The sequence below is a fragment of the Hyphobacterium lacteum genome (assembly GCF_036330345.1).
In the GTDB taxonomy this organism is placed as follows: domain Bacteria; phylum Pseudomonadota; class Alphaproteobacteria; order Caulobacterales; family Maricaulaceae; genus Hyphobacterium; species Hyphobacterium lacteum.
The window spans coordinates 55,263-76,563 of record NZ_JAZDRP010000005.1; the positions used below are offsets into that span (position 1 = coordinate 55,263).

Annotated in this window: 22 protein-coding genes; 13 read left to right on the top strand and 9 right to left on the bottom strand. The window is 62.1% G+C overall.

Translation table 11 applies throughout. The annotated features are described in order from the left end of the window. Nucleotides 1-3: 3 nt before the first annotated feature. The 4 genes from V0U79_RS09160 to V0U79_RS09175 form a co-directional block, all read right to left on the bottom strand. Nucleotides 4-501 carry a hypothetical protein gene (locus V0U79_RS09160; RefSeq protein WP_330199197.1) on the bottom strand — a complete coding sequence of 166 codons (498 nt, stop codon included), beginning with the start codon at nt 499-501 and terminating at the stop codon, nt 4-6. Next, on the bottom strand, nt 494-1,726 hold the full coding sequence (locus V0U79_RS09165) for an argininosuccinate synthase (RefSeq protein ID WP_330199198.1): 1,233 nt from the start codon (nt 1,724-1,726) through the stop codon (nt 494-496). Before V0U79_RS09165 ends, V0U79_RS09160 begins: the two co-directional genes overlap by 8 nt. Nucleotides 1,727-1,788: 62 nt before the next feature. Then, complete coding sequence (locus V0U79_RS09170; protein WP_330199199.1) at nt 1,789-2,478, bottom strand: SdpI family protein; 690 nt, start codon at nt 2,476-2,478, stop codon at nt 1,789-1,791. Next, a complete protein-coding gene (locus V0U79_RS09175; RefSeq protein WP_330199200.1) occupies nt 2,475-2,741 on the bottom strand; it encodes a metalloregulator ArsR/SmtB family transcription factor in 267 nt (88 codons plus the stop codon). The genes V0U79_RS09170 and V0U79_RS09175 overlap by 4 nt, the downstream gene beginning before the upstream one ends. A 68-nt stretch (nt 2,742-2,809) precedes the next feature. Between V0U79_RS09175 and V0U79_RS09180 the strand changes: the two genes are divergently transcribed. Continuing rightward, nucleotides 2,810-4,114: an alpha/beta hydrolase family protein gene (locus V0U79_RS09180; protein WP_330199201.1), complete on the top strand. Its 1,305-nt coding sequence runs from the start codon at nt 2,810-2,812 to the stop codon at nt 4,112-4,114. Here V0U79_RS09180 and V0U79_RS09185 read toward each other — a convergent pair. Beyond that, entirely contained in the window at nt 4,099-4,914 is an 816-nt protein-coding gene (locus V0U79_RS09185) for a LytTR family DNA-binding domain-containing protein (RefSeq protein ID WP_330199202.1), read from the bottom strand. The two genes, V0U79_RS09180 and V0U79_RS09185, sit on opposite strands and share 16 nt — an antisense overlap. Nucleotides 4,915-5,012: 98 nt before the next feature. On the opposite strand from V0U79_RS09185, the gene V0U79_RS09190 reads away from it, so the two are divergent. Continuing rightward, nucleotides 5,013-5,540 (top strand): hypothetical protein, encoded by a 528-nt coding sequence (locus tag V0U79_RS09190; RefSeq protein ID WP_330199203.1) that lies wholly within the window; start codon nt 5,013-5,015, stop codon nt 5,538-5,540. A 125-nt stretch (nt 5,541-5,665) separates the two neighbouring features. On the opposite strand, the gene V0U79_RS09195 is transcribed toward V0U79_RS09190, so the two are convergent. After that, complete coding sequence (locus V0U79_RS09195; RefSeq protein ID WP_330199204.1) at nt 5,666-6,844, bottom strand: dipeptidase; 1,179 nt, start codon at nt 6,842-6,844, stop codon at nt 5,666-5,668. Nucleotides 6,845-7,033: 189 nt separating this feature from the next. Between V0U79_RS09195 and V0U79_RS09200 the strand changes: the two genes are divergently transcribed. From V0U79_RS09200 to V0U79_RS09215, 4 genes are all read left to right on the top strand, one after another. Continuing rightward, nucleotides 7,034-8,377, top strand: coding sequence for a TadE/TadG family type IV pilus assembly protein (locus V0U79_RS09200; protein WP_330199205.1), 1,344 nt, complete (start codon nt 7,034-7,036; stop codon nt 8,375-8,377). Between the two features lie 63 nt (nt 8,378-8,440). Next, a complete protein-coding gene (locus V0U79_RS09205; protein ID WP_330199206.1) occupies nt 8,441-9,517 on the top strand; it encodes a GNAT family N-acetyltransferase in 1,077 nt (358 codons plus the stop codon). Nucleotides 9,518-9,523: 6 nt separating this feature from the next. Next, nucleotides 9,524-10,315 carry a hypothetical protein gene (locus V0U79_RS09210; protein WP_330199207.1) on the top strand — a complete coding sequence of 264 codons (792 nt, stop codon included), beginning with the start codon at nt 9,524-9,526 and terminating at the stop codon, nt 10,313-10,315. Continuing rightward, complete coding sequence (locus tag V0U79_RS09215; RefSeq protein WP_330199208.1) at nt 10,308-11,219, top strand: hypothetical protein; 912 nt, start codon at nt 10,308-10,310, stop codon at nt 11,217-11,219. Before V0U79_RS09210 ends, V0U79_RS09215 begins: the two co-directional genes overlap by 8 nt. On the opposite strand, the gene V0U79_RS09220 is transcribed toward V0U79_RS09215, so the two are convergent. Continuing rightward, on the bottom strand, nt 11,207-11,650 hold the full coding sequence (locus V0U79_RS09220; protein ID WP_330199209.1) for a hypothetical protein: 444 nt from the start codon (nt 11,648-11,650) through the stop codon (nt 11,207-11,209). The two genes, V0U79_RS09215 and V0U79_RS09220, sit on opposite strands and share 13 nt — an antisense overlap. A gap of 206 nt (nt 11,651-11,856) precedes the next feature. Between V0U79_RS09220 and V0U79_RS09225 the strand changes: the two genes are divergently transcribed. Next, nucleotides 11,857-12,696, top strand: coding sequence for an SDR family NAD(P)-dependent oxidoreductase (locus tag V0U79_RS09225; RefSeq protein WP_330199210.1), 840 nt, complete (start codon nt 11,857-11,859; stop codon nt 12,694-12,696). Further along, nucleotides 12,693-13,385, top strand: a complete 693-nt coding sequence (pyrF, locus tag V0U79_RS09230; protein WP_330199211.1) for an orotidine-5'-phosphate decarboxylase — start codon at nt 12,693-12,695, stop codon at nt 13,383-13,385. The genes V0U79_RS09225 and pyrF overlap by 4 nt, the downstream gene beginning before the upstream one ends. Here the strand turns inward: pyrF and V0U79_RS09235 are convergent. After that, nucleotides 13,382-14,713 (bottom strand): hypothetical protein, encoded by a 1,332-nt coding sequence (locus V0U79_RS09235; RefSeq protein ID WP_330199212.1) that lies wholly within the window; start codon nt 14,711-14,713, stop codon nt 13,382-13,384. The genes pyrF and V0U79_RS09235 overlap by 4 nt on opposite strands. A gap of 63 nt (nt 14,714-14,776) precedes the next feature. Continuing rightward, nucleotides 14,777-14,986, bottom strand: coding sequence for a DUF1674 domain-containing protein (locus V0U79_RS09240; RefSeq protein WP_373696464.1), 210 nt, complete (start codon nt 14,984-14,986; stop codon nt 14,777-14,779). Nucleotides 14,987-15,032: 46 nt separating this feature from the next. On the opposite strand from V0U79_RS09240, the gene V0U79_RS09245 reads away from it, so the two are divergent. The 5 genes from V0U79_RS09245 to V0U79_RS09265 all read left to right on the top strand — a co-directional run bounded on the left by V0U79_RS09245 (nt 15,033) and on the right by V0U79_RS09265 (nt 21,287). Next, entirely contained in the window at nt 15,033-16,337 is a 1,305-nt protein-coding gene (locus V0U79_RS09245; protein ID WP_330199214.1) for an RsmB/NOP family class I SAM-dependent RNA methyltransferase, read from the top strand. Between the two features lie 43 nt (nt 16,338-16,380). After that, a complete protein-coding gene (gene rpe / locus V0U79_RS09250; protein WP_330199215.1) occupies nt 16,381-17,043 on the top strand; it encodes a ribulose-phosphate 3-epimerase in 663 nt (220 codons plus the stop codon). Between the two features lie 5 nt (nt 17,044-17,048). Continuing rightward, nucleotides 17,049-18,764, top strand: a complete 1,716-nt coding sequence (locus tag V0U79_RS09255; protein WP_330199216.1) for a heparinase II/III family protein — start codon at nt 17,049-17,051, stop codon at nt 18,762-18,764. Nucleotides 18,765-18,836: 72 nt separating this feature from the next. After that, the gene (gene purH / locus V0U79_RS09260) at nt 18,837-20,426 is read left to right on the top strand and encodes a bifunctional phosphoribosylaminoimidazolecarboxamide formyltransferase/IMP cyclohydrolase (RefSeq protein ID WP_330199217.1); all 1,590 of its coding nucleotides are present in this window, start codon (nt 18,837-18,839) and stop codon (nt 20,424-20,426) included. A gap of 3 nt (nt 20,427-20,429) precedes the next feature. Continuing rightward, nucleotides 20,430-21,287: a dienelactone hydrolase family protein gene (locus V0U79_RS09265; protein WP_330199218.1), complete on the top strand. Its 858-nt coding sequence runs from the start codon at nt 20,430-20,432 to the stop codon at nt 21,285-21,287. Nucleotides 21,288-21,301 lie beyond the last annotated feature (14 nt).

Here is a 21,301-nt window from a genome sequence, read left to right on the forward strand (position 1 = left end):
AGGCTAGTAGAGCCTGACCCGATGACCAAGCGGCGGTGGCAGGCTGCGCAGGACGTAATAGCCGGCCATTACGGCCAACACCCATCCGATAATGTAGAGACCGATTCCGGCACCCGGTACCCAGGCTTCCTGACCGTATGTTCGCATGAAGTCGTATGCGGCCTGTGTCATCAGCAGCATTCCCGGCAGCCAGATGATCATCAGAAACCACAGGAAGAGGAATGCTCCGGCTACAAGGACTTTCTGCTGGAGAGATGAGAAACCCTCCGGTTGGGCGAAATAGACAATGATCAGCAGGCACCAGACAGGCGGAAAAAGAACTGCACACAGCACCGCCCAATTGGATTGATCAGGGCTCAGCGACCACCACCCGTAAATATCCAGCAACCGGAAAACCGACGTCGCCAGGACCGGCGACAGGAGCAGAAAGGAAACAACAAGCCTTGTGATCGATCCCTTGCGGATCAACGGCTTTTGCGGAACCTCTGCGGCCTCAGTCATTCTCCCCCAATCGCTTCTTCCGCGCGGCCATGAGCTGCAGGCGCAGCGCATTCAGGCGGATGAAGCCCTGTGCGTCCTTCTGGTCGTACACATCATCTTCTTCAAATGTGACGTGTTCGAGGCTGTAAAGTGACGCCGGGGAGTGACGGCCGACCACATTCACCGAGCCCTTGAACAGGCGCAGGCGGACGTCGCCGGTGACGTATTTCTGGGAAAGATCGATCGCCGCCTGCAGCATTTCGCGTTCGGGCGAGAACCAGAAGCCTTCATACAGCATCTTGGCGTATTTCGGCATCAGCTCGTCCTTGAGGTGCATGGCGCCTCGGTCGAGCGTGATCTGCTCGATGCCCCGGTGGGCTGACATCAGGATCGTGCCGCCGGGCGTTTCATATATGCCGCGCGATTTCATTCCGACAAAACGGTTCTCGACCAGGTCGAGGCGGCCAATGCCGTGGCCGTGACCGATCTCGTTGAGTTTCTCGATGATCGCCGCCGGCGACATCTCCTCGCCATTGATGGCCACGGCATCGCCCTTGTCGAAGGAGATGACGATATATTCGGCCTCGTCTGGTGCCAGTTGCGGGGCGAGCGTGCGCTGGAAAGTGTCCTCGAAGGCCTCTGCCGACGGGTCTTCCAGATTCTTGCCCTCCGAAGAGGTGTGCCAGAGATTGGCATCAACCGAGAAGGGCGCCTCGCCGCGCTTGTCCTTGGGCACGGACAGGCCACGGCTTTCGGCATAGGCGATCAGCCTGGTGCGGGAAGTGAGGTCCCATTCCCGCCAGGGGGCGATGACTTTCAGCGACGGGTCCAGCGCGGCAAAGGCGAGCTCGAAGCGGACCTGGTCATTGCCTTTGCCTGTGGCGCCGTGGGCAACGGCGTCGGCGCCGGTCTCGTGCGCGATCTCGACGAGGCGCTTGGCAATCAGCGGGCGGGCAATCGAGGTGCCGAGCAGGTAGAGGCCTTCATAGACCGCATTTGCCCGGACCATCGGATAGATGTAGTCGCTGGCAAATTCCTCGCGCAGATCCTCGATGAAGATATGTTCCGGCTTGACCCCGGCGGCCAGCGCCTTTTCGCGCGCCGGCTCGATCTCCTCGCCCTGGCCGAGATCGGCGGTAAAGGTGACCACTTCGGCGTCATAGGCCTCCTGCAGCCATTTCACCGCAATGGAGGTGTCCAGACCGCCGGAATAGGCGAGAACAACCCGGTTGACTTCGCGCGCCATGATGCGCCTCCCGAAACAGAATTCGGGCGGAAATTATCGCAAGTGCGAAGCGGCGCAAGAGATCAATCAGCCTCGTCTGGGGAGAGGGTTTCGCGGGCCGGGTCATTCTTCCAGACGAACCAGGAATAGATGACCAGGCCGAGCGTGCTGGCCAACAGGGCCACCAGGAGGCCGATCGTCACCATTTCCGGCGGCAGGAGGAGAGCGGACGCCAGTCCTGCAGCGCCAATCAACAGATAGATCCGGCTGGCCATGCGGTGGGTCTTGTCCCAGGCAAGGTCAGACGACAGCGTCCAGGGCGTGCGGATGCCGGCAAAGAAGTTCGGCCGCGCCTTGGCGACGACCAGGCCGAGAAGCAGCATGATGATGGCAATGAAGACGCCGACCGAGCGGGCCATGGCTTCGCCCTCGATGCCGCCGCCCACCGCCGTCCAGGTGATCAGCCCCTGGCCGCCAGCCAGGGCCACAACACCGATGATCCAGCCGACAATGTACATGGGCCGGGAGCGGCGGATATTCCCACCGCGCGGGTCAATCGACGGGGCGAGGCTCATCAGGAAGGAAATCCCGATCAACAGGGCCGGCAGGAAGAGAAAGGCCTCGGCCTTCGAACCATAGCGGTTGGCCTCGCCCGACAGGCTGAAATGCACCGGTATCTGGGCGCCCGGCTCGGTATGGATCCAGCCATAGGCGGAGAAGGCAGCGGCGATAATGAAGGCAATGAGAGAGATAAGCAGGCCGAGGCGGATCATGCGCTGTCCTTTCCAATCAAATCCATGAGCAGGGCGATAGCTTCTTCCGCGGCGCCGGCATTGAGCCGGTAGCGGATGGTGGTGCCGTGGCGCTCGGCGAGGATCAGCCCCGCCTCCTTCAACGCTGCGAAATGGCCGGACATGGTGGGCTTGGACACGGGGAAGGCGCCGGCCAGATCCCCGGCCGACATCGGTCCGTCCCGCAATTTCTTCAGCACCTGGCGGCGGACCGGATGGCCCAGCGCCTTGAAAATATCGCTCATGCCCGACGGTTGACAGATATATTATTTAGCGTCAAGGCTAATTAGCAATTCAGCTAAAGAGGTTCGTCATGCGCCTGATCGCCTGTCTGCTTGCTCTCCTGACCGCGCCCGCGCTGGCCCAGAGCGATGATTATGAAGGCGATTGGTCCGGCGTTCTGAGTGCCGGGGCGCCGCTGCGCCTGGTGCTGGAAGTGCGCGGCGAGACAGCCGTGCTGATCAGCGTCGACCAGTCGGGCGCGCGGTTGCCGCTGGAGATCACGCAGCGCGATGCCGAAGGATTTGCCGGCACTATTCCCAGCGTCGGTGCGGCGCTCGATCTGAACCGGACCGGGAATGATGAATTGTCGGGCACTTTCAGGCAGGGCGGGGCCACGCTGCCGCTCAGCCTCTATCGCGGCAATGCGTTCGAGGATGGCGGTGATGTTGCGGCGGACTTCATTGTGATGTCGGGCGATGTCCGGCTGGCCGGCACGCTACTTTTGCCAGAAGGCGATGGGCCTTTCCCTGCCATCCTGCTGCTCAATGGATCAGGCTCGCAGGACCGCGATGCCAATGTGGCCGGTCAGCCGGGCTTCGCGGTTCTGGCCGACAGCCTGGCGGAGCGCGGCATTGCGACCCTGCGCATGGATGACAGAGGTATTGGCGGTTCCGATGCCGTGGCGCCAGACTCCCCCGCCGATCTGGCCGTGGATGCGGGGGCGGCGCTGTCTGCCCTGCGTGAAGCAGACGGGATTGATAACAGATGCGCCGGTATTCTGGGCCACTCCGAGGGGGGCATGATTGCTTTCCTGGCAGCAGACAGCGCTGATCCCGCCTTCATCATCAGCCTTGCCGGCATGCATATGACGATGGCGGAGACGCTTTACGACCAGTCCGAGGCGATCATCCTGGTATCGGGTGGCACACAGGCCCAGGCTGACCAGAACCGGGCGCTCCAGGATGCGATCTTCGCCATCATGCGCGATGAGACAATTGAGGATCACATGGCGGCGATGAATGCCGCGCTGGTCGAGCTGGGCTTGCCGGAAGCGGTGGCCGGCCAGCAGGCCACAATCTGGGCCCAGCCCTATGCCCGCGCCGCGCTGGATCTCGACACGGCGTCTGCCATGGCCGCCTATGAAGGGCCGGTCCATGCCTTCTTCGCCGGGATGGATCTGCAGGTGCGGGGCGTCGCGCATGCAGACCGCCTGATCGCGGCGCGCGGCGATCAACCGACCGAAGTGACGTATCTGGGCGGGCTCAACCATCTTTTCCAGCGGGCCCTGACGGGCTTGCCGCAGGAATATGCCAGCGCGCCCCACGCCATGGCACCGGAGGCGCTGGCCGCCATCGGAGAGGCGGCAGAGGCCCTGATCAATCAGGCCTGCCGGTGAGGCTCAATGCGGTTCTTCATCCAGCCGCGATGACGGACTTCCTCCACCTTCGCGCGGCCGACAGGCAGTTGTGTGCCGTCGACCAACACCAATCGAATGTCTCTTCCGGCCCTGAAATAGCCCTCGACCGCCCGGTCCGCCACCCACCAGGACCGATGCGGGCTCAGGCCGAATGCGGTGCCATTATCAGCGATATCCGCAAGCCGGCCCCGTACAAACCGCCGGCCCGTCTCCCTACGGATTTCCAGATAATGGTCCTGGGCGCGCACATATAATGTTTCCGCTCCGATGAGAGCGTCCGGATCCCGGGCAACACCGGCTGTATCCTGCCGCTGACCACGAGGTTCGAGGAAACGCTGTTCCCAGGCAAACCGCAGGAAAAGCACAAAGCCTGACACGGTCACGACCGGGGCGGCGATAAAGGGGATGAATTCTATCCACGGATCGGGATCGCGCGGCAGTAGCGGCGTGCTCTTCAGCAAGTGAATTTCGAGGCTTGCCAAAGGAATGGCGACGAGGACAGCACAAAAAGCCGAGATCCAGCCGCCAATTCTGCTGACCGGCGTAAAACGGGAAAACAGTCTTTCCAGAAAGGCTGGCTGGAAGACCAGCAAGCCTGCCACCAACAGCCAGAATACAAGGCGGTGCCAGAGGCCGAAATCATCGGTGTCGTAGGCTCCGCCAATGACATAGACCGCCGTCATAAACAGCCACACCGCCGTCAGCAGTCCGACATCATGATGCCAGACAGTTTGGCGGTGGAGGGTAGCCACCGGACTGTTCACGTCAGATCGGGACATTACACGACTTCGCTCTGTCCTCCTTTCCCTGTCACTGTCTAGGAGGGTTGTGACGCCGGCAACGGCGCAAATCGCATTCAAAACGAAAGGACATCAAAATGCGACCGACCCTGTCATCTATCCTGTTCATCCTGATCCTGGCCTGCACGACAAGCGAGGCGGGCGCCCAGGAACGCCGCGAGATTCCAGCCTATCGTGAAATTGGCCTTGCCGAAAATTCCCAAAGCCGGGCCGAGCTGCACAGCTTTCTGGACGCGTTCCGGACCGCCTGGGGCCATGAGGACACGCCAGCCCTCATGGCGCTCCATGTGGACGACACTGAATGGATCAACGCCTATGCGAGAATGTTCACAGACTCCAATTCGCTGGGGCGCTTTCTGGAAACGCGTCTCTTTCCGAACTTTGCGCCCGGGGTTTCCCGGATGGAGGCTGACAACATGCAGGCCATTTCCATTCGTTTGCTGGGCAATGACGCGGCCGTTATCCACCTGTACACTGATGGCAATCGCGGTCCGTCAGTGATTGAGGAACGGGAATTGCGTCGAACGCACATCCATCTCGTCCTGACGCGGGTCGATGAGCGTTGGCTGATTGCTCACACCGCTATCATGGACGCACGGCAGTAGCGATGCACCGGGACGCGCCTGCCCGCCGGGTGGGCGCGTTTGGTGCATGATCAGACGATCAGAACGTTCTGTCATTACCCTGCTCGGGCGACGCGGCACGCGTCCGGCGCGCCCGTCTAACGCCCTTACTCCTCCGGCAGATTCTCCAAAAAGAAGCGGATCTGGTTTTCGCCCATCACGGCGCGGACCTCGTCGGCATCCATGCCGGTGGCAAGCAGCGCATCGGTGAGCGCGGCCAGCTCCGAGGCATCGAGCGTCGCGGTGATCGTGCCGTCATAGTCCGAGCCCAGCGCCACAGCCTCCACGCCGAACAGATTCACCGCATGCTGTATCGCCCAGGCAATGCCTTGCGGGCTGTCATCACAGGTGACATCGGCCCAGAAGCCGATGCCGATCAACCCGCCGCGAGCGGCAATCCGGTTGAGGAGGTCGTCGGAAATATTGCGCGGCGTCTCGCACAGCGAGCGCACACCGGTATGGGAGATAATGAGCGGAGCATCTGTCATATCGAGCACTTCGCGCACCACGGCTTCTGAGGAATGCGCGACGTCGATGATGAAGCCCCGGTCGAGCATGTCCTGCACGGCGGCGCGGCCGAAATCCGTCAGCCCGGCATTGGACACGCCGTGCAGCGAGCCACCGAGCTCATTGTCAAAGAAGTGCTGCAGGCCGATGACGCGATAGCCCTCCTCATAAAGCCCCGGAATATTGGCAAGATCGCCTTCCAGCGGATGCGCGCCCTCGGTACCGAGTATACCGGCCACGAGATCCGGATTGGTTTCATGCGCCTCCAGCGCGGCCTCAAGGTCCGCCCGGCTTTCCACCACGACGAAATCGCCACCCGAGCGCTCTTCCGCCCGGTGCAGGCGGCGGGCATGGAAGCGGGCACGATTATAGAGCGAACCCCAGGTATCGACCGGCCAGCGCTGGGCAATCGCCAGCAGGGTGATGTCATCGCTGGTGGCCTCATTGGTCTCGTAATTCATGTTGGATGGCGTCTTGGTGACCGAGGTGAAGACCTGCAGCACGACACCACCTTCGCGCAGGCGCGGCAGATCGGTATGCCCGCGGCCATAGCGGCGGACAGGATCACGCGACCAGAGCAGAAGGTCGGAATGCAGATCCGCTACGCGTAAACTGTCATGCAGGGCCCGGCCTTCCGGCGAGATGACATAGGGGGCGTGCGGCGTGACAACATTCATCGCATCGTCGACGCGTGGCGGCAGGATAAAGAAGAAAAACCCGGCCCCGGCAAGGACCAGTACCGCACCTGCCAGCCCGGCCCACTTAAGAAATGCCCGCATTCCGTCCCTCCGGCGATTTCCGAGTCTAGCCATGCGGCTGACCGGCCGGCAAGCGTATTCGCCTTCCCTGCCAGCCGGTCCGGACTTAATTCCTTGTTAAGACTGGCCGGTTTTCTGCCTCGGCATTAACGCTTGCATAATGGCGATCCTGTAATTTTCCCGATTGAGCTAACCCACGGGACCGGGAATATGAATATCATCCAGAGGCTGATCCGCCACACAAAGGGCAATGTCGCGATGGTTGCGTCGTTGGCTTTCCCTCTGATCGTCACAATGGGCGGTGGCGCTATCGAGTTCGCGGCACGTCACAACACCGAGCAGGAATTGCAGGAAGTGCTCGACGGGGCGGTGCTGGCCGGCGTCTCCTATGATGGCAGCCAGGATGAGCGCATGGGGGAAGCGCTAGACTTTTTCGAAGCTACGCGCTTCCGGCTGGATTACGAGCCCACGGTCAGCTGGGCCTGGGATGAAAGCGGCGCCAATCCGGTCCTGACGGCCACAGCGGCGTCGCAGCGGCCCACCCTGTTTCTCGGCCTCGCCGGCATTCCAAGCTTCAACATCGAGGTGACATCGGCAGCCACCACGGCGCGCACCTGGGGCGATGCTTGCTGGATGTCGATGGACGAACACGAGAAACACACGATCGAAATGCATGACGATGTCCGCATCGAGGCGCCCAACTGCCTGTTCTATGGCAATTCCGATGACCTTGATGATGTCGTGGACCTTCACTCGTGCACCAATGTGCTGAATGCCCGCATGGTTCAGACCGTGGGCGGCGGACACCATGCCGGGGTGGATCATGACCATTGCGACGGTCCGCTAACCGACAATATTCCATCGGGAACCTTCCTGAATGCCTATGTGATCCAGGACCCGTTCGGGCATGATATCGTCAACGATGCGCTGGCCGAAGCCGCGGATTGCGATGATCCGGGATCTGACGCCCATCATGATGCGGTCCGCGTCCGTCACGGACAGGGCGGGTTCAACGGCCGGATGGAGCCCGGCACCTATTGCCGTGGCCTTACCATCGAAACCAACGCCCAACTACAACCGGGCACCTATTATCTGTTCGGTGATTTCAACATCAGTGGCGCCCGGGTCACCGGCGACGACGTGACCCTGGTCTTTGCCGAGGACGTGATTTTCGACTGGACGGATGCCACCGTCATCCTGTCAGCGCCGACGACCGGCCCGCATGAAGGCATGGCCATCCTCGGCCTCAATGACAGTGACGACAATATCTTCGATGAAAGCCTGATCGATATCGAGGGCGTGGTCTACATGCCGCTGGCCAAGCTGATCTGGGTCAATGCGGCCAGCAATTCCTACAATAATATGAGCCAGGTCCAGCATGACTGGACGGTCTGGATCGTAGAAGGCGCAAGCTGGGAAGGCGACGGAACGGTCTTCATCAATTTCCCTGAAGGCGACATCAATCCGGGCAACCGGCGCCATGCCGGCTATCCGGAAGAGCTGCGCAATATCGTTCCGGAATCCAATTCCCTGTCTGCGCGACTGGTGCGCTAGCGATATACGCAGGCTGGCGTATTTCTTGCGACGCATTGCTCCTGTTTTCCGGAGGGGCGCGTCATGTGCCAGGTTGAAACGATCAAGGTTGGCGAGCTGCCTGCGCGGCATCGCGCGCGCTGGCTGACCCTTCTCGAATCGGCCGGTTTCCAATCGCCCCTTCTGCATCCTGATTTTGCCCTTCATGTCGCCCGTCACCGGAGCGATGTGCGTATCCTGGTGGCCCGGGATGATCAGGGGCGTGAGGCCTATATGGGCGTTCACAAGACGGCGAGCGGCTGCATCCGTCCGATTGGTGGTGCCCTGTCCGATTATCATGGCTGGGTCGCCGAGCCGGGCTTTGATGCGGCCATGTCCGATCTGCTGAAGGCAGCTGACCTTGATAGCTTCCGTTATTTCGCCCTGCTGAAGCCGGGCTATGGCGTTCCCGGAGACGGCCGCGGGCTCGCGGCCGATATCAGCGCCGGCGATACGGCCAGCCTGATCCGGGCGCACAAACCATCGCGGGCCAAGCAATTCCGCCGCCTCGACCGCAAGCTGGAAAAAGAGCAGGGCGAGGTTGAACTGGTCATCGACGATGCCGATGACCGCGCCTACACGGCCCTGATGGGCTGGAAAACTGCCCAGTTCGCGGCTACCGGCCGCCACAATATTCTGGGGACTGGCTGGATTGCCGGCCTGCTGGACGATGTCCGGCGGACCCATGGAGACAGCTGGGGCGGGCAGCTGGTCACGCTTCGCGCTGGCGGCAAGCCGGTCGCGGCCGAGCTCGGCCCCTTCTGGAACGGTATTTTCCATCCCTGGATCGCAGCCTATGACGTGGATTATGCGGCCTACTCGCCGGGACACCTTCTGGTCCGCCGCCTTCTGAAGGCGATGAGCGCAGAGACCATCCGCCGCTATGATCTCGGCGCCGATGATGCGCCCTACAAACAGGAATTCGCGAATACGGAAATCGCAACCTATTCCGGCCTTGTAACAGCGGATGGCGGCTATCGCGCCCAGCCGCACCTGACCGGTCATACCATCTTCAACAAGGCGGCACGGCGCTGGGAACAGATCGTTCTCGCCGAACCCACACTGACCGGCCGCCTGGCCGGTCTTGCCGGGGCAGGCCGCGCCCTTCTGCCGGGAGCCTGATCTCACATGACCGACACTGCCTTGCATATCGGCCCGCTTGTTTCCTTCCTGGCCGCCGCCCTGATCGCCGGTCTCGCGCTTTTCGGAATGTTCTGGCGGCAATCACACGGGCTGCGCCAGCCCTTGTCCGCCCTGCCCTTCCTGGGGCTGGGCGCGGCCATCGGTGCGGGCGCCCTGTTGAGCATCTATCACAATCAGAATGGTGAGGTTCTCGGATGGCTATTTGCCTCCGAGACCGTCGATTTCGGGGTTTCCGAATACGGCATCGTGCTGGCGCTGGCCGGCATCACCGGCCTGTCCGTCGTGCTGGCCTGGCGCAGTACGGGCCTGGCCCGTCCGGTCTATGCCCTGATCGCGCTGGCCTGTTTCTTCATCGCCGGGGAGGAGCTGAGCTGGGGTCAGTGGATTTTCCACTGGTCGACGCCGGACTCGCTGGCTGAGGTCAATCTCCAGAACGAGACCAACCTCCATAATCTGGTCGATCCGCGCCTTTATGACGTGGTTTATGCCGTGATCGGCTGGGCGACATTGCTGACAGCGCTGTTCGCTGCCGGCCTGATCAACCGGTCGGCGCGGACGGGTGATTTCATTGTCTTCTATCTGCTCCGTTCCGCTGCCAGCTGGCTGCGGACGGGCCGGTTTGCCCTGCTCCTGACGCTGAGCGCTGCGGTATTGCTACAGCATGAATTGTTCGAGGAGTATGCCGAATTCGTCTTCGGCAGCGCCGCCTTCCTTTTCTTCCTTCACCTTTACCGGACGGTGCCGATGCCGTCCCGCGGGAGACTTGCCCATGCGTAATGATGCTCAAACGGTCTTTGCACCCGACGCCTTCGATGCGGACACGCGCAAGGCTTTTGGCCACACCGCCTCGTGCCACAAGCATTCGCTGGCGGAAGATCCGATGTTCACCGATGAAGGGCTGGCCAGCCTGCTGGACCGCTATCCGCGCGAGGCGATCGGCGTCTATTCCATGGGCGATACCGCCGGGAGCTGGCGCAATGGCACGCTGGGCGACATTACCGGCGCCGAGCTGGTGGAGGCTGTGAAAGCCGGCAAGCTGTGGCTGAATCTGCGCGCGTCGAACAAAAAAGACGCTTATCTGGATGAAATGAACGAACAGATTTTCGGCGAGTTGAAGCGCGCCATGCCGGGCTTCATGCCCTTCTGCAAGGATCTTGGCCTTCTGATTTCCTCGCCCGGCGCCAAGGTTTTCTACCATCTCGATGTGCCGCGCGTGATGCTGTTCCATGTGCGCGGACACAAGCGTGTCTGGGTCTATCCGCGTGAAGAACCTTTCGTGCATGCGAAGGACCTGGAAGCTGTTGTGGCTGAGAAAACCGAAGAGGAAATTCCCTATGAGGCAGCGCTGGACGAGGGCGCACAGGTGTTTGATCTCAATCCGGGTGAAATGTTGCACTGGCCGCAAAACGGTCCGCACCGGATCGAGAATGGCAATGACCTCAATGTCTCGCTCTCGATCGAGTTCATGACACCGCTGGCACTGATGCGCGCCAATGCCGTGCTGACCAATGCCTGGCTGCGTGACAAATTCGGTTATGAGGGCGGTCTGGAAGCCCGGCCTTCACTGGGCTGGCTGCCCAAGGCAGCCTTTGCGCGGGTGCTGCGGGTCATCGAGCCGCGCCATACCAAGCCGGAAATCATTCCGAAAACCTTTGTCGTGAATGCCGGCTATACCGCCTGACGGCTATAGGGCGGCTTTGGCCGCCCGGCCAGAAGCCAGTAGGTGAAGCCGCCTGCTGCACCGGCCACGGCAAACAGAAGATTGATCAGGTTCGGGGCTTCAGCCGCGCCTGAAGCGCCATAGGCCATCAAATGGATCATGCCGGCGCCAATCACTGCGCCGGCGATGGCGTCCAGCCATCCGCGCGGCAGTCTCACCAGCCGGAACAGCATGATCAGGACAAAGGCCGGGATCGCCGCAAAGGCCGCAACATAGGCCCCGACCAGGATCGACACGGCGAGGAAGGAGATCACCCCTTCCAGCGTCAGCTCGTCACCGCCTTCCGCCAGAGACAGCCCGTAGAAAACCAGCGCAATCGACAGGCCTGCGACGATGGCCGCCGCGATATAGGCCAGTGATGGACGCAATATCATTCGCCAGATAGCCGACATGAGGTCTCCTTTTGCGGCACTCTAGCGGGCGGGACCGGCTTGCCAATCCCCGGCTTTGACGCCGGCCTCTCCCCCGTTCCGGTCATCGCCCTATACTTCCTGAGAAGCGGTCTTACGGCGGCGCGATCATCGTAGTAGTAGTCGTAGGAGTCGAAATCAGAAAACCGGAGGGTTTATCCACGCCCTCCCGCCAATGGAGCGAGACAATGGCCCGTAAACTCGTGCTCATCACCGGCGCCTCATCCGGAATCGGAGAGGCCATGGCCCGGGTTTTTGCCAAGAAGGGCTGGGATCTGGCCCTCGTCGCCCGCCGCGAGGACCGGCTGAAGGCGCTGGCCGAGGAAATGAAAGCCCAGAACGGCGTCGACAGCCTGATCATTGCCGCCGACCTCGCCAAGCCGGGCGAGCCGGAACGTATCGTCGCCGAGATCGAGAAGGCCGGGCGTCATGTCGATGGCCTGGTCAATAATGCCGGTGCCGGCCAGCCGGGCTATTTCACCGAGACCGGTTGGGCCGATCAGGAACGTTTCCTGCAGCTGATGGTGACCGCCTATCTGCAGCTCATCCATCTGGTCCTGCCGGGGATGGAAGAGCGCAATTTCGGCCGCATCATCAATGTCTCTTCAGTTTCGGCGCTTTTGCCGATTGCCACCGGCCATACCCGGTTTTCCGGCACCATCTATCCGGGCGCCAAGAGCCTGCTGATCAAGGTCGCCCAGGCCATCAAGGCCGAAATGACCGGCAAGAATGTGCACGCGACTGCAGTTTGTCCCGGCTATACCTGGTCGGAATTCCACGATGTGAACGGGGCCAGGAAGTCGATCTCGCAATTGCCGTCCTACTGGATGCTGACGGCTGAAGAGGTTGCCGTTTCCGCCTATGATGCTGTCGAACGCAATGTCGCCTGCCGCGTGCCGGGCGCGTGGTACAAATTCATGACGGCCATGATGCGCATCCTGCCCGATCCTGTCGGTGAATGGCTGATTGCCCAGCAATCGCGCCGTTCCCTGCAGCGGGCTCAAGCCAGAAAGGCGTCGGCAGAATGAGCCTCCGGGACAAGCTGATCGTTGCGCTGGACCTGCCCGGTGTAGACGACGCCGAGGCGCTGACCCGGCGCTGCGGCGATGCCGTGAGCTTCTACAAGATCGGGCTTCAGCTGCTGCCGGTGGGTGGCATGGATCTGAACGAACGCCTCCGCGCCGCAGGCAAGAAGGTCTTCCTCGATTTCAAGTTGCATGACATCCCGGCCACGGTGGAGAAGGCCACCCGCTCAATTGCCTCGCGCGGCGGCGATCTGCTGACAGTCCATGCCGAGCCCGCCGTCATGCGGGCCGCTGTCGCCGGGCGTGGTGATGATCCGGATCTGAAATTGCTCGGCGTCACTGTGCTGACAGCCTATGACGACGCCATGCTGACCGAGATGGGCTATGCCTTTGGCACCCGGGACCTGGTGATGCGGCGGGTGGAACAGGCGCTGGATTGCGGCATGGATGGCGTGGTCGCCAGCCCGCTTGAAGCGGCTGAAATCCGGGAACGTTTCGGGGGTGGGTTTCTGATCGTGACGCCGGGCATCCGTCCGGCCGGGGCCGATGCCGGGGATCAGAAGCGGGTTGCCACACCCGGTGATGCGCTGAAAGCGGGTTCGACCCATCTCGTGGTCGGCCGACCGGTGAATGCGGCTGAAGATCCGGCAGAAGCCGCGCGGGACATTATTGCGGAGATGGAAGCGGTCTAATAGCCGCCATAACCTCCGCCACCATAGCCCCCGCCGCCATAACCGGCACCACCGCCGCCGCCATAGCCGCCGCCACCGTAACCACCGCCACGATAACCGCCTCCGCCATAGCCGCCGCCACCGTGACCGCCATAGCCGCCTCCGCCGCCATGGCCACCATAACCACCGCCGCCTCCATGGCCGCCATAGCCGCCACCACCGCCGCCGCCATTAAAGCGGACGCCGGTATTGACGTTGACATTGGTGTTCACATTGACGCTGGACGACGCCGTGGCCGCGGCATTGGACGCCGAGTTCGAACCGGCTCCTGCACCGGCACCCGAGAAACTGCGGCCACCACCGCCACCGGTAATGATTACCCGGCCACCACCGCCGCCGCTGAAATAGACCGGTGAGCGGCCGCCAACACCAGGGAAGATCACGCCATCATGGGTGGCATAGCGTTCACCATGACCACAGCCACCATGGTGATGGTCGTGGCAGCCACAGCTGTCATGATGGCCGCCGCCATAGCCGCCACCGGACGTTTCGCGCCAGTAACGGCCGTCCTGGCCATACCATTCACGGGCGTAACGGGTGCGGGTGTATTCGCTTTCACGGCGATAATAGCTGTCTTCGCGGACCACATAGCGCGGCCGCTCATAACGGGGCTCATGGCGCGGCGGCGTGTAACGCGGCGGCTCGTAATGCGGCGGTTCGTAATGCGGCGGGCGGCGATTGTCCGGAATGTCCACCAGCCGGCAAGGGCCCCCGCGCGCATTCCACTCGGCCTCGGTCGGAACCGGGTCAAGGATCACGCAAGGATGTCCCGGCATGCGCCGGGTGTCCGGCTCGACGCGCTCCGAATAACGCCCGGACGTTCGGCGGCCGACGGAAAACTCCGAGCGGCCAGACGTCGGCTGGCGCACATTGGCACCGCCGGGCGGGCGCGGGCTGTTGTAAACGATATCAGCCGTATCGGGGCGCGGACCGGCTCCGACATACTGACGGCCTGTGGTGATGTAGCCGCCAATACGGTTTGCTGTGTAGCCACCATCATCGCCATTGTAATGGCCCGAATACCCGCCGGAATAGTCTCCGGTATATCCGGTCGAATATTCATCTCGGTATGAACCGGAATAGGACGAAGATCCGCTGGAACGATCGACGACGCAGATCGGATCCGCGCCCGGTTCCGGGACTTCCTGGCGGGTGCCGGCCGGGCATTCCGCAAACCGGATCTGGGCGCCGGGCGGGACATCCCGGCCACCGAGCAGACGTTCATAATCCTGCGCCACGACGGGAGACGCGGCGGCAAGGGCGAGGGCGGAGGCGAGCAGCTTGTTCATTAACAAAATGCTAATGCCAAACTCGTGCCAGACGATAGGCGTTTCCCTTTCCGCGGGAATGAATCAGAAATCCGAGATGATTCCCTTGCGTTCCCAATCGCCATATCTTGTCGGCTCGGGCCCTCTCGGGCCATTGATTTCACTGGGTTTTTCTTCGCTCAACGCCGCATCCTGCTTTCGGCGTTCCTCGGCCTCCGCCAGGGCCCGTTTCGCTGCCGGGGTGAGCGGTTTGCGTGGAGCGGCGTGGTCAGGTGGATTATTCTGATGCGTCATGAAGCGGGACATAGCGCGCGAACCGCCTCCGTGCTAGTGCCCCGCCATGACAAGTGGACTTCCTGCACGGCGCGCTGCCGTCACCGCCCTTACCTTTGTTCTGACCAGCCGCACGGCGCTGGATACGGCGCTTATCCAGGCGCCCGATTTTGCCGGTCTGGATCCGCGGGACCGCGCTTTTGCCCGGCTGGTATCCGCGACGACGCTGCGCCGCCGGGGACAGATCGGGGCTGTCATGAACAAGTTAATGCAGCGCCCGCTCCCGGATGCGGCCCTGCCCGCCAGACTGATCCTGGAAACGGCTGTTGCACAGCTGGTATTCCTGGGGACCAAGCCACACGCCGCTGTTTCGGGTGCGGTCGACCTTGCCAAGTCCAGGCGCGATACGGACCGGTTCTCCGGCCTGATCAATGCTGTGCTGCGCAAGGTCGTGACACAGGGCAAAGCTGTAGCCGACGCCACACCACTGGCTGCCAATCTGCCGGCCTGGCTGCGGGAAAGCTGGTTGCGAGCCTATGGCGCGGAAACCCTGGAAGGCATTGCGGCGGCAGCCGTCAATCCGCCACCTCTGGACCTGACGCTGCGCGACCCGGACACCGCTGGCGACTGGGCCGAAAAGCTGGGGATGGAAATTCTTCCAACCGGCACGCTCCGCAAGCGCGAGATCGGGGACATCACCGCGCTGACCGGTTTCGAAGAGGGCCATTGGTGGGCACAGGATGCCGGTGCCGCCATTCCGGCGCGACTGCTCGGTGCACGCAAGGGAGAAACCGTTCTGGATCTTTGTGCTGCGCCAGGCGGAAAGACCATGCAGCTGGCCTCGACCGGTGCCGACGTGACGGCACTGGACGCCTCGCCCAAGCGCATGAAGAAAGTTGAAGAAAATCTCGAGCGAACCGGTCTCAAGGCAAGCTGCGTCACGGATGATGGTCAGGTCTGGGGCGAAGACGGAAGTTTCGATGCCATCCTTCTGGATGCCCCGTGTTCCGCTACCGGCACGCTGCGCCGCCGTCCGGATGCCGCCTGGATAAAGAATGCCGAAGATGTGCAATCTCTCCAGCCCATCCAGAACGCGCTATTCCGCAATGCAACGCGGCTCCTGAAACCCGGCGGACGACTGGTGATTTGCACCTGCTCACTGCAGCCGGAAGAAGGCGAACGCTGGCTGGAGAGCGGCCTCAGAAGGCAGGAATCGCTGGTAGTCGACCCCATCAGGCCCGAGGAAATGCCGGGGCTTGAAGCCGCCATCCTGGAAAACGGATCGGTACGCCTGACACCCGCCCTCTGGCCGGAACGGGGCGGAATTGACGGATTCTTCATTGCACGGCTGAAGAAATCGGGCGGATCGTGATGGCTTGCTTGCGCGGCCATTGGCGCCCTGTTAAGCGATTGGCATGAGCCAGAATGTGATCATCGCGCCGTCCATCCTGTCCGCAGATTTTGCGAAACTGGGAGAAGAGGTCCGCGCCATCGACACGGCCGGGGCTGACTGGATCCATATCGACGTCATGGATGGGCACTACGTGCCCAATGTGACCATCGGACCGGGCGTCGTGAAAGCACTCAAACCACACTCGGCCAAGACCTTCGACTGCCATCTCATGATCACGCCGGTGGATCCCTTCATCGAGGCTTTCGCAAAGGCCGGTGCCGACATCATTACCGCGCATCCGGAAGCCGGGCCGCACTTTCACCGGACGGTACAGGCGATCAAGGCAGCCGGCTGCAAGGCTGGCGCCGCGCTGAACCCGTCCACGCCGGAATCCGTTATCGATTATGTCCTTGACGAGCTCGACCTGGTTCTGGTGATGAGTGTCAATCCGGGATTTGGCGGTCAGAGCTTCATTTCCAGCCAGCTGCGGAAGATCGACCGGCTCGCCGGTCTCATCGAGAAACGCGGACTTGATGTGATCATCGAGGTGGATGGCGGCATCAATCCCGAGACATCGCGCCAATGCCGTGATGCGGGGGCAAAGGCGCTGGTGGCCGGCACGGCTGTGTTCAAGGGCGGGCCGGGCGCCTATGCGGATAATATCGCGGCGCTCCGCGGAGGCTGAGGCGTATGACAGGCCTGGTGCGCCTTGGAGATTATGCGCAAGCGGCAAACCGTCGATTCCGGCGCGAAATCTTCGATACGCTGAATTCGCTTGGCGCCGCCCGTTCGGTATTGTCTGGCAGCGTACCGAAAACGGCTTTTTCCCACTCGCTGAAAGACATTCGCGGGACCAGCACTGCCCGGGGCGCAGCGATTCTCAACGGCCGGTTCGGTTTTTCCGGACATGTGCTGGACGATGATGACCCGTTTTCCCAGCCCATGCCTTCACGGCGCTTTGCCCTCGCTCTTCACAGCTTTGACTGGCTGCGCGATCTGCTGGCCTGCCAGGATGCCGATGCGCCGGCGCAAGCAGGTCACCTCGTTGATTGCTGGATCAAACATTATGCCCGTTGGAACAGCTTTGCCTGGGCGCCGGAAATCAGCGCGCGGCGCCTGATCAACTGGTCATTGGCTCCTGCCGTTTTCAGGGACAATCCCGAGCGGATACAGGCCCTCCACCGACAGGCCCGGCATTTACGCCGTTCAATTCGCCATGCCCGGCCCGGACTCGACAGGCTGCGGGGCGGTGTGGCGCTTATGTTATCCGGGGCCGTGCTGGATATGGACGGGCTGCGCCAGTCCGGACAGCGGCTACTGGATACCGAATTACCACGCCAGATTCAGACCGATGGTGGTCATATCAGCCGGGCACCCTCCACTGCTGTTGAGGTTCTGACCCTTTTGACGCTGATCGATACTGCCGAAGCTCATGCGAACCGCGATACGCCGGAAAAAATCAGCAGAGCCATTGATCGTATCGCCCCGATCGTACGCTTCTTCCGCATGGGCGATGGTGGCCTTTGCTCCTTCCATGGCGGCGGCGAAGGTGATCGCCGGACGATTGACCACGCATTGGCTGCCCGCGATACCGGATCGCGATCATTCGGATTTGCCCCGAATAGCGGCTATCAGCGCATCGAGGCCGGGGGCGCTATCCTGGTAATGGATGTGGGGAAACCCGCTCAGGGTGTGGCTTCGGCGTCAGCTCATGCCAGCACCCAGGCATTCGAATTGTCTGCTGGCGGTCACCGGATCGTTGTCAATTGCGGCTGGACCGATGAGCAACCCGAAAGCTGGCGTGAGGCGGTGAGGGCGACTGCGGCCCATTCAACGCTGACCATTGAGGAAACATCCTCAGCACGGCTGATTCCGCGGGGATGGCGGCGTCAATTGATGGGGCCGCGCTTCGAGGACCAGCCTGTGCAGGTAACCGCACGCCGGAACGAGGAAGATATCGGCACCTGGCTTGAAGCGAGTCATGACGGATATCGCGAGACCTTCGGGCTTTTGCATCGGCGGCGCATTTTTCTCGCTGCGGACGGCGGAGATCTGAGGGGAGAGGACGGCCTTTACAGACCGGTCGAAGACGGCCCCCCCGACGAAGTCGACCAGCGCTTCCGGTTTGCCATCCGCTTCCATCTTCATCCGGATGTCAAAGCCTCCCTGGCTCGCGATGGCATGAGCGCTCTACTGGTTCTGGGAAATGGCGATGGCTGGCGATTCCGCACCGATGGCGGGCCAGTCCGTATCGAACGGAGCGTCTATCTTGCGTCCGGCGGCACGCCCAAACGAACCTCCCAGATCGTTGTCCAGAGCGAAGCCGAACCCTTCGGTGCCGGTGAGCGCCCGCCGAACCGGGTGCGCTGGGCCTTTCAGAGGCTGGGCCGGGTCGGCGGAACGTAAGCGTTCACGTCTTTGCGCCGGCCTCCTGGCGTGATAATCGACGCGCCATCACGACCAAGGAATCGCCCCGAAATGAGCTCTCCCGATCTTGTCACCATCCGCCGCGCCCTGATTTCCTTGTCCGATAAGGACGGACTGGAGGAACGGGCGCGCCGTCTCGTTGCGCTCGGCGTGGAAATCCTGTCGACGGGCGGCACCCTGCGCGCCCTGCAGAAGGCCGGCATCGCTGCGCGCGATGTCAGCGAGGTCACTGGCTTTCCCGAAATGATGGATGGCCGGCTGAAGACATTGCACCCCGTCGTGCATGGTGGCCTTCTTGGCCGCAGGAGCCATGAAGCCGACCGGGCCGCCATGAGCGAACACAACATCCCCGAGATTGATCTCCTCTTCGTCAATCTTTACCCGTTCGAGGCGACGGTGGATGCGGGTGAGGATTTCGAGACCTGTATCGAGAATATCGATATCGGCGGCCCCGCCATGCTGCGCGCTGCCGCAAAGAACCACCCCTTTGTCGCCGTCTGTGTCGACAATGATGATGCCGATGCGGTTCTGGATGCGATGGACGAGAATAATGGCGCCACACCGCTCACGCTCCGCAAGGCGCTGGCCGCCAAGGCCTATGCCCGCACCGGCGCCTATGATGCCGCGGTCTCCGGTTGGTTTGCTGCGCAGATCGGCGAGGCATCTCCGGATTATCGGACGTTTGGCGGCCAGCTCATCTCGACGCTGCGCTATGGGGAAAACCCTCACCAGAATGCCGCCTTCTATGCTGCGGGCTCGAAGCGACCGGGTGTTGCAACGGCCCGGATCGTTCAGGGAAAAGCGCTTTCCTATAACAATCTTGCGGACGCAGATGCGGCGTTCGAACTGGCCGCAGAATTCATCGATGAACCGGTTTGTGTCATCGTCAAGCACGCCAACCCCTGTGGTGTGGCGCTTGGCAAGACCGTCCGGGATGCCTGGGACCGGGCGCTGATGGCCGATCCGGTCTCGGCTTTCGGCGGTATCGTTGCCTTCAACCGCGAGATCGACGCAGAAACCGCTGACGCGCTGACAAACCTGTTTCTCGAAGTGATCATCGCGCCGGGCGCCAGCAAGGCGGCGCTGGAAATTCTGGCCAACAAGGCCAATCTGCGAGTCATGCTGACTGGCGAGATGCCGGATCCTTCCGAGGAGAGCTGGACCGCCAAGACGGTGGCGGGCGGCATGCTGGTGCAGGAGCGTGATCGCGGACAGGTCAACGCTGATGCGCTGAAAACCGTGACCGAGCAGCAGCCTGACGATGAAACCGTCCGGGACATGCTGTTCGCCTGGACGGTCTGCAAGCATGTGAAATCGAATGCTATTGTCTATGCCAAGGATGGCATGACCACAGGCATCGGCATGGGGCAGACCAGCCGCGTCGAAGCCGCGAGGCTGGCGGCTCGAAAGGCCGTCGATATCGCCAGGGAAAATGGCTGGGATCAACCCGCCACGATCGGCTCGGCCTGCGCATCGGACGCCTTCTTCCCGTTCGCTGACGGCCTTCTGGCGGCCGTCGAGGCTGGCGCGACAAGTGTCATCCAGCCGGGCGGTTCGGTGCGTGATGCCGATGTCATCGCCGCAGCCGAGGAAGCCGGCGTGACCATGGTCTTCACCGGCATGCGTCATTTCCGGCACTAGGCGATGCACCGCTGGCTGATCCGGACCGGCTTTGTCCTTCTGGGCGGCATCCTGGTATTTGCCGCTGCCGCAGCCCAGAGCCTGTCAGGGCTTTTCGTGCCCCAGCGGACATTGGACCAGCAGATCGATCTGATTGCGCCGGGCGTCACTGTATTCCTGCCTGAGAGAACACAGACGCCGGTTCCGGCCGCGATCTTCTTTCATGGCTGTGGCGGCCGCCGCCCCATGCATTTCGACCATGCCGAGGCCCTTCAGGATGCGGGCTTTGCGGTGCTGGTCGTGGATTCTTTTGAACCGAGAGGCATTGGCCGGCTGGAAGCGATGACGCAGGTCTGCACGGCGACCCGGTTGACGGGCCAGGAACGCGCTGCCGACGTCTTTGCCGCGATCGAGATTGCGTGGCAGACCGGTGGTGTCGACCCTGACCGGCTGGTCCTCTTCGGATGGAGTCATGGGGGCTGGAGCCTTCTTGATGCATTGAGCTATGTCAGCGACGGGATCGCGCCCCCGGCACTGGTCGCTCAATCGCTATCGCTTGATGGCGTGGCAAATGTCGTGCCGATCTATCCCTATTGTGGTTTCCCGGCCCGGGCGGCCGGACGCATGGGTTCGGGATTGCCGCCTGTCGATATGATTCTGGCAGGGCGCGACATGGTCGCGCCGTATGGCGATTGCGTCCGACTGGCAGAGCAAGCCGTAGCCAATAGGGCCGATTTCAATTTTTCCGTCTGGAACGGACTGACTCACGCCTTTGATGACACGGATGCCCCGGCGATTGATTTTCGCATGCAATATGATGCCGCCGCAGCGGAGCGGCTGCGTCTCCGCATGATCGAAATTCTCCAGGCCACACAAGACTGACTTTACCCGGGCCC

Excerpts from the sequence above, each read along its gene's own strand:
- V0U79_RS09265 (WP_330199218.1), top strand. The coding sequence starts at position 20,430 with ATGCACCGCTGGCTGATCCGGACCGGCTTTGTCCTTCTGGGCGGCATC.
- V0U79_RS09235 (WP_330199212.1), bottom strand. The coding sequence starts at position 14,713 with ATGAACAAGCTGCTCGCCTCCGCCCTCGCCCTTGCCGCCGCGTCTCCC.
- V0U79_RS09205 (WP_330199206.1), top strand. The coding sequence starts at position 8,441 with ATGTGCCAGGTTGAAACGATCAAGGTTGGCGAGCTGCCTGCGCGGCAT.
- V0U79_RS09190 (WP_330199203.1), top strand. The coding sequence starts at position 5,013 with ATGCGACCGACCCTGTCATCTATCCTGTTCATCCTGATCCTGGCCTGC.
- V0U79_RS09175 (WP_330199200.1), bottom strand. The coding sequence starts at position 2,741 with ATGAGCGATATTTTCAAGGCGCTGGGCCATCCGGTCCGCCGCCAGGTG.
- rpe (WP_330199215.1), top strand. The coding sequence starts at position 16,381 with ATGAGCCAGAATGTGATCATCGCGCCGTCCATCCTGTCCGCAGATTTT.
- V0U79_RS09240 (WP_373696464.1), bottom strand. The coding sequence starts at position 14,986 with ATGACGCATCAGAATAATCCACCTGACCACGCCGCTCCACGCAAACCG.
- V0U79_RS09170 (WP_330199199.1), bottom strand. The coding sequence starts at position 2,478 with ATGATCCGCCTCGGCCTGCTTATCTCTCTCATTGCCTTCATTATCGCC.
- V0U79_RS09255 (WP_330199216.1), top strand. The coding sequence starts at position 17,049 with ATGACAGGCCTGGTGCGCCTTGGAGATTATGCGCAAGCGGCAAACCGT.
- V0U79_RS09225 (WP_330199210.1), top strand. The coding sequence starts at position 11,857 with ATGGCCCGTAAACTCGTGCTCATCACCGGCGCCTCATCCGGAATCGGA.
- V0U79_RS09220 (WP_330199209.1), bottom strand. The coding sequence starts at position 11,650 with ATGTCGGCTATCTGGCGAATGATATTGCGTCCATCACTGGCCTATATC.
- V0U79_RS09160 (WP_330199197.1), bottom strand. The coding sequence starts at position 501 with ATGACTGAGGCCGCAGAGGTTCCGCAAAAGCCGTTGATCCGCAAGGGA.
- V0U79_RS09180 (WP_330199201.1), top strand. The coding sequence starts at position 2,810 with ATGCGCCTGATCGCCTGTCTGCTTGCTCTCCTGACCGCGCCCGCGCTG.
- V0U79_RS09185 (WP_330199202.1), bottom strand. The coding sequence starts at position 4,914 with ATGTCCCGATCTGACGTGAACAGTCCGGTGGCTACCCTCCACCGCCAA.
- V0U79_RS09200 (WP_330199205.1), top strand. The coding sequence starts at position 7,034 with ATGAATATCATCCAGAGGCTGATCCGCCACACAAAGGGCAATGTCGCG.
- V0U79_RS09215 (WP_330199208.1), top strand. The coding sequence starts at position 10,308 with ATGCGTAATGATGCTCAAACGGTCTTTGCACCCGACGCCTTCGATGCG.
- V0U79_RS09165 (WP_330199198.1), bottom strand. The coding sequence starts at position 1,726 with ATGGCGCGCGAAGTCAACCGGGTTGTTCTCGCCTATTCCGGCGGTCTG.
- purH (WP_330199217.1), top strand. The coding sequence starts at position 18,837 with ATGAGCTCTCCCGATCTTGTCACCATCCGCCGCGCCCTGATTTCCTTG.
- V0U79_RS09210 (WP_330199207.1), top strand. The coding sequence starts at position 9,524 with ATGACCGACACTGCCTTGCATATCGGCCCGCTTGTTTCCTTCCTGGCC.
- pyrF (WP_330199211.1), top strand. The coding sequence starts at position 12,693 with ATGAGCCTCCGGGACAAGCTGATCGTTGCGCTGGACCTGCCCGGTGTA.
- V0U79_RS09195 (WP_330199204.1), bottom strand. The coding sequence starts at position 6,844 with ATGCGGGCATTTCTTAAGTGGGCCGGGCTGGCAGGTGCGGTACTGGTC.
- V0U79_RS09245 (WP_330199214.1), top strand. The coding sequence starts at position 15,033 with ATGACAAGTGGACTTCCTGCACGGCGCGCTGCCGTCACCGCCCTTACC.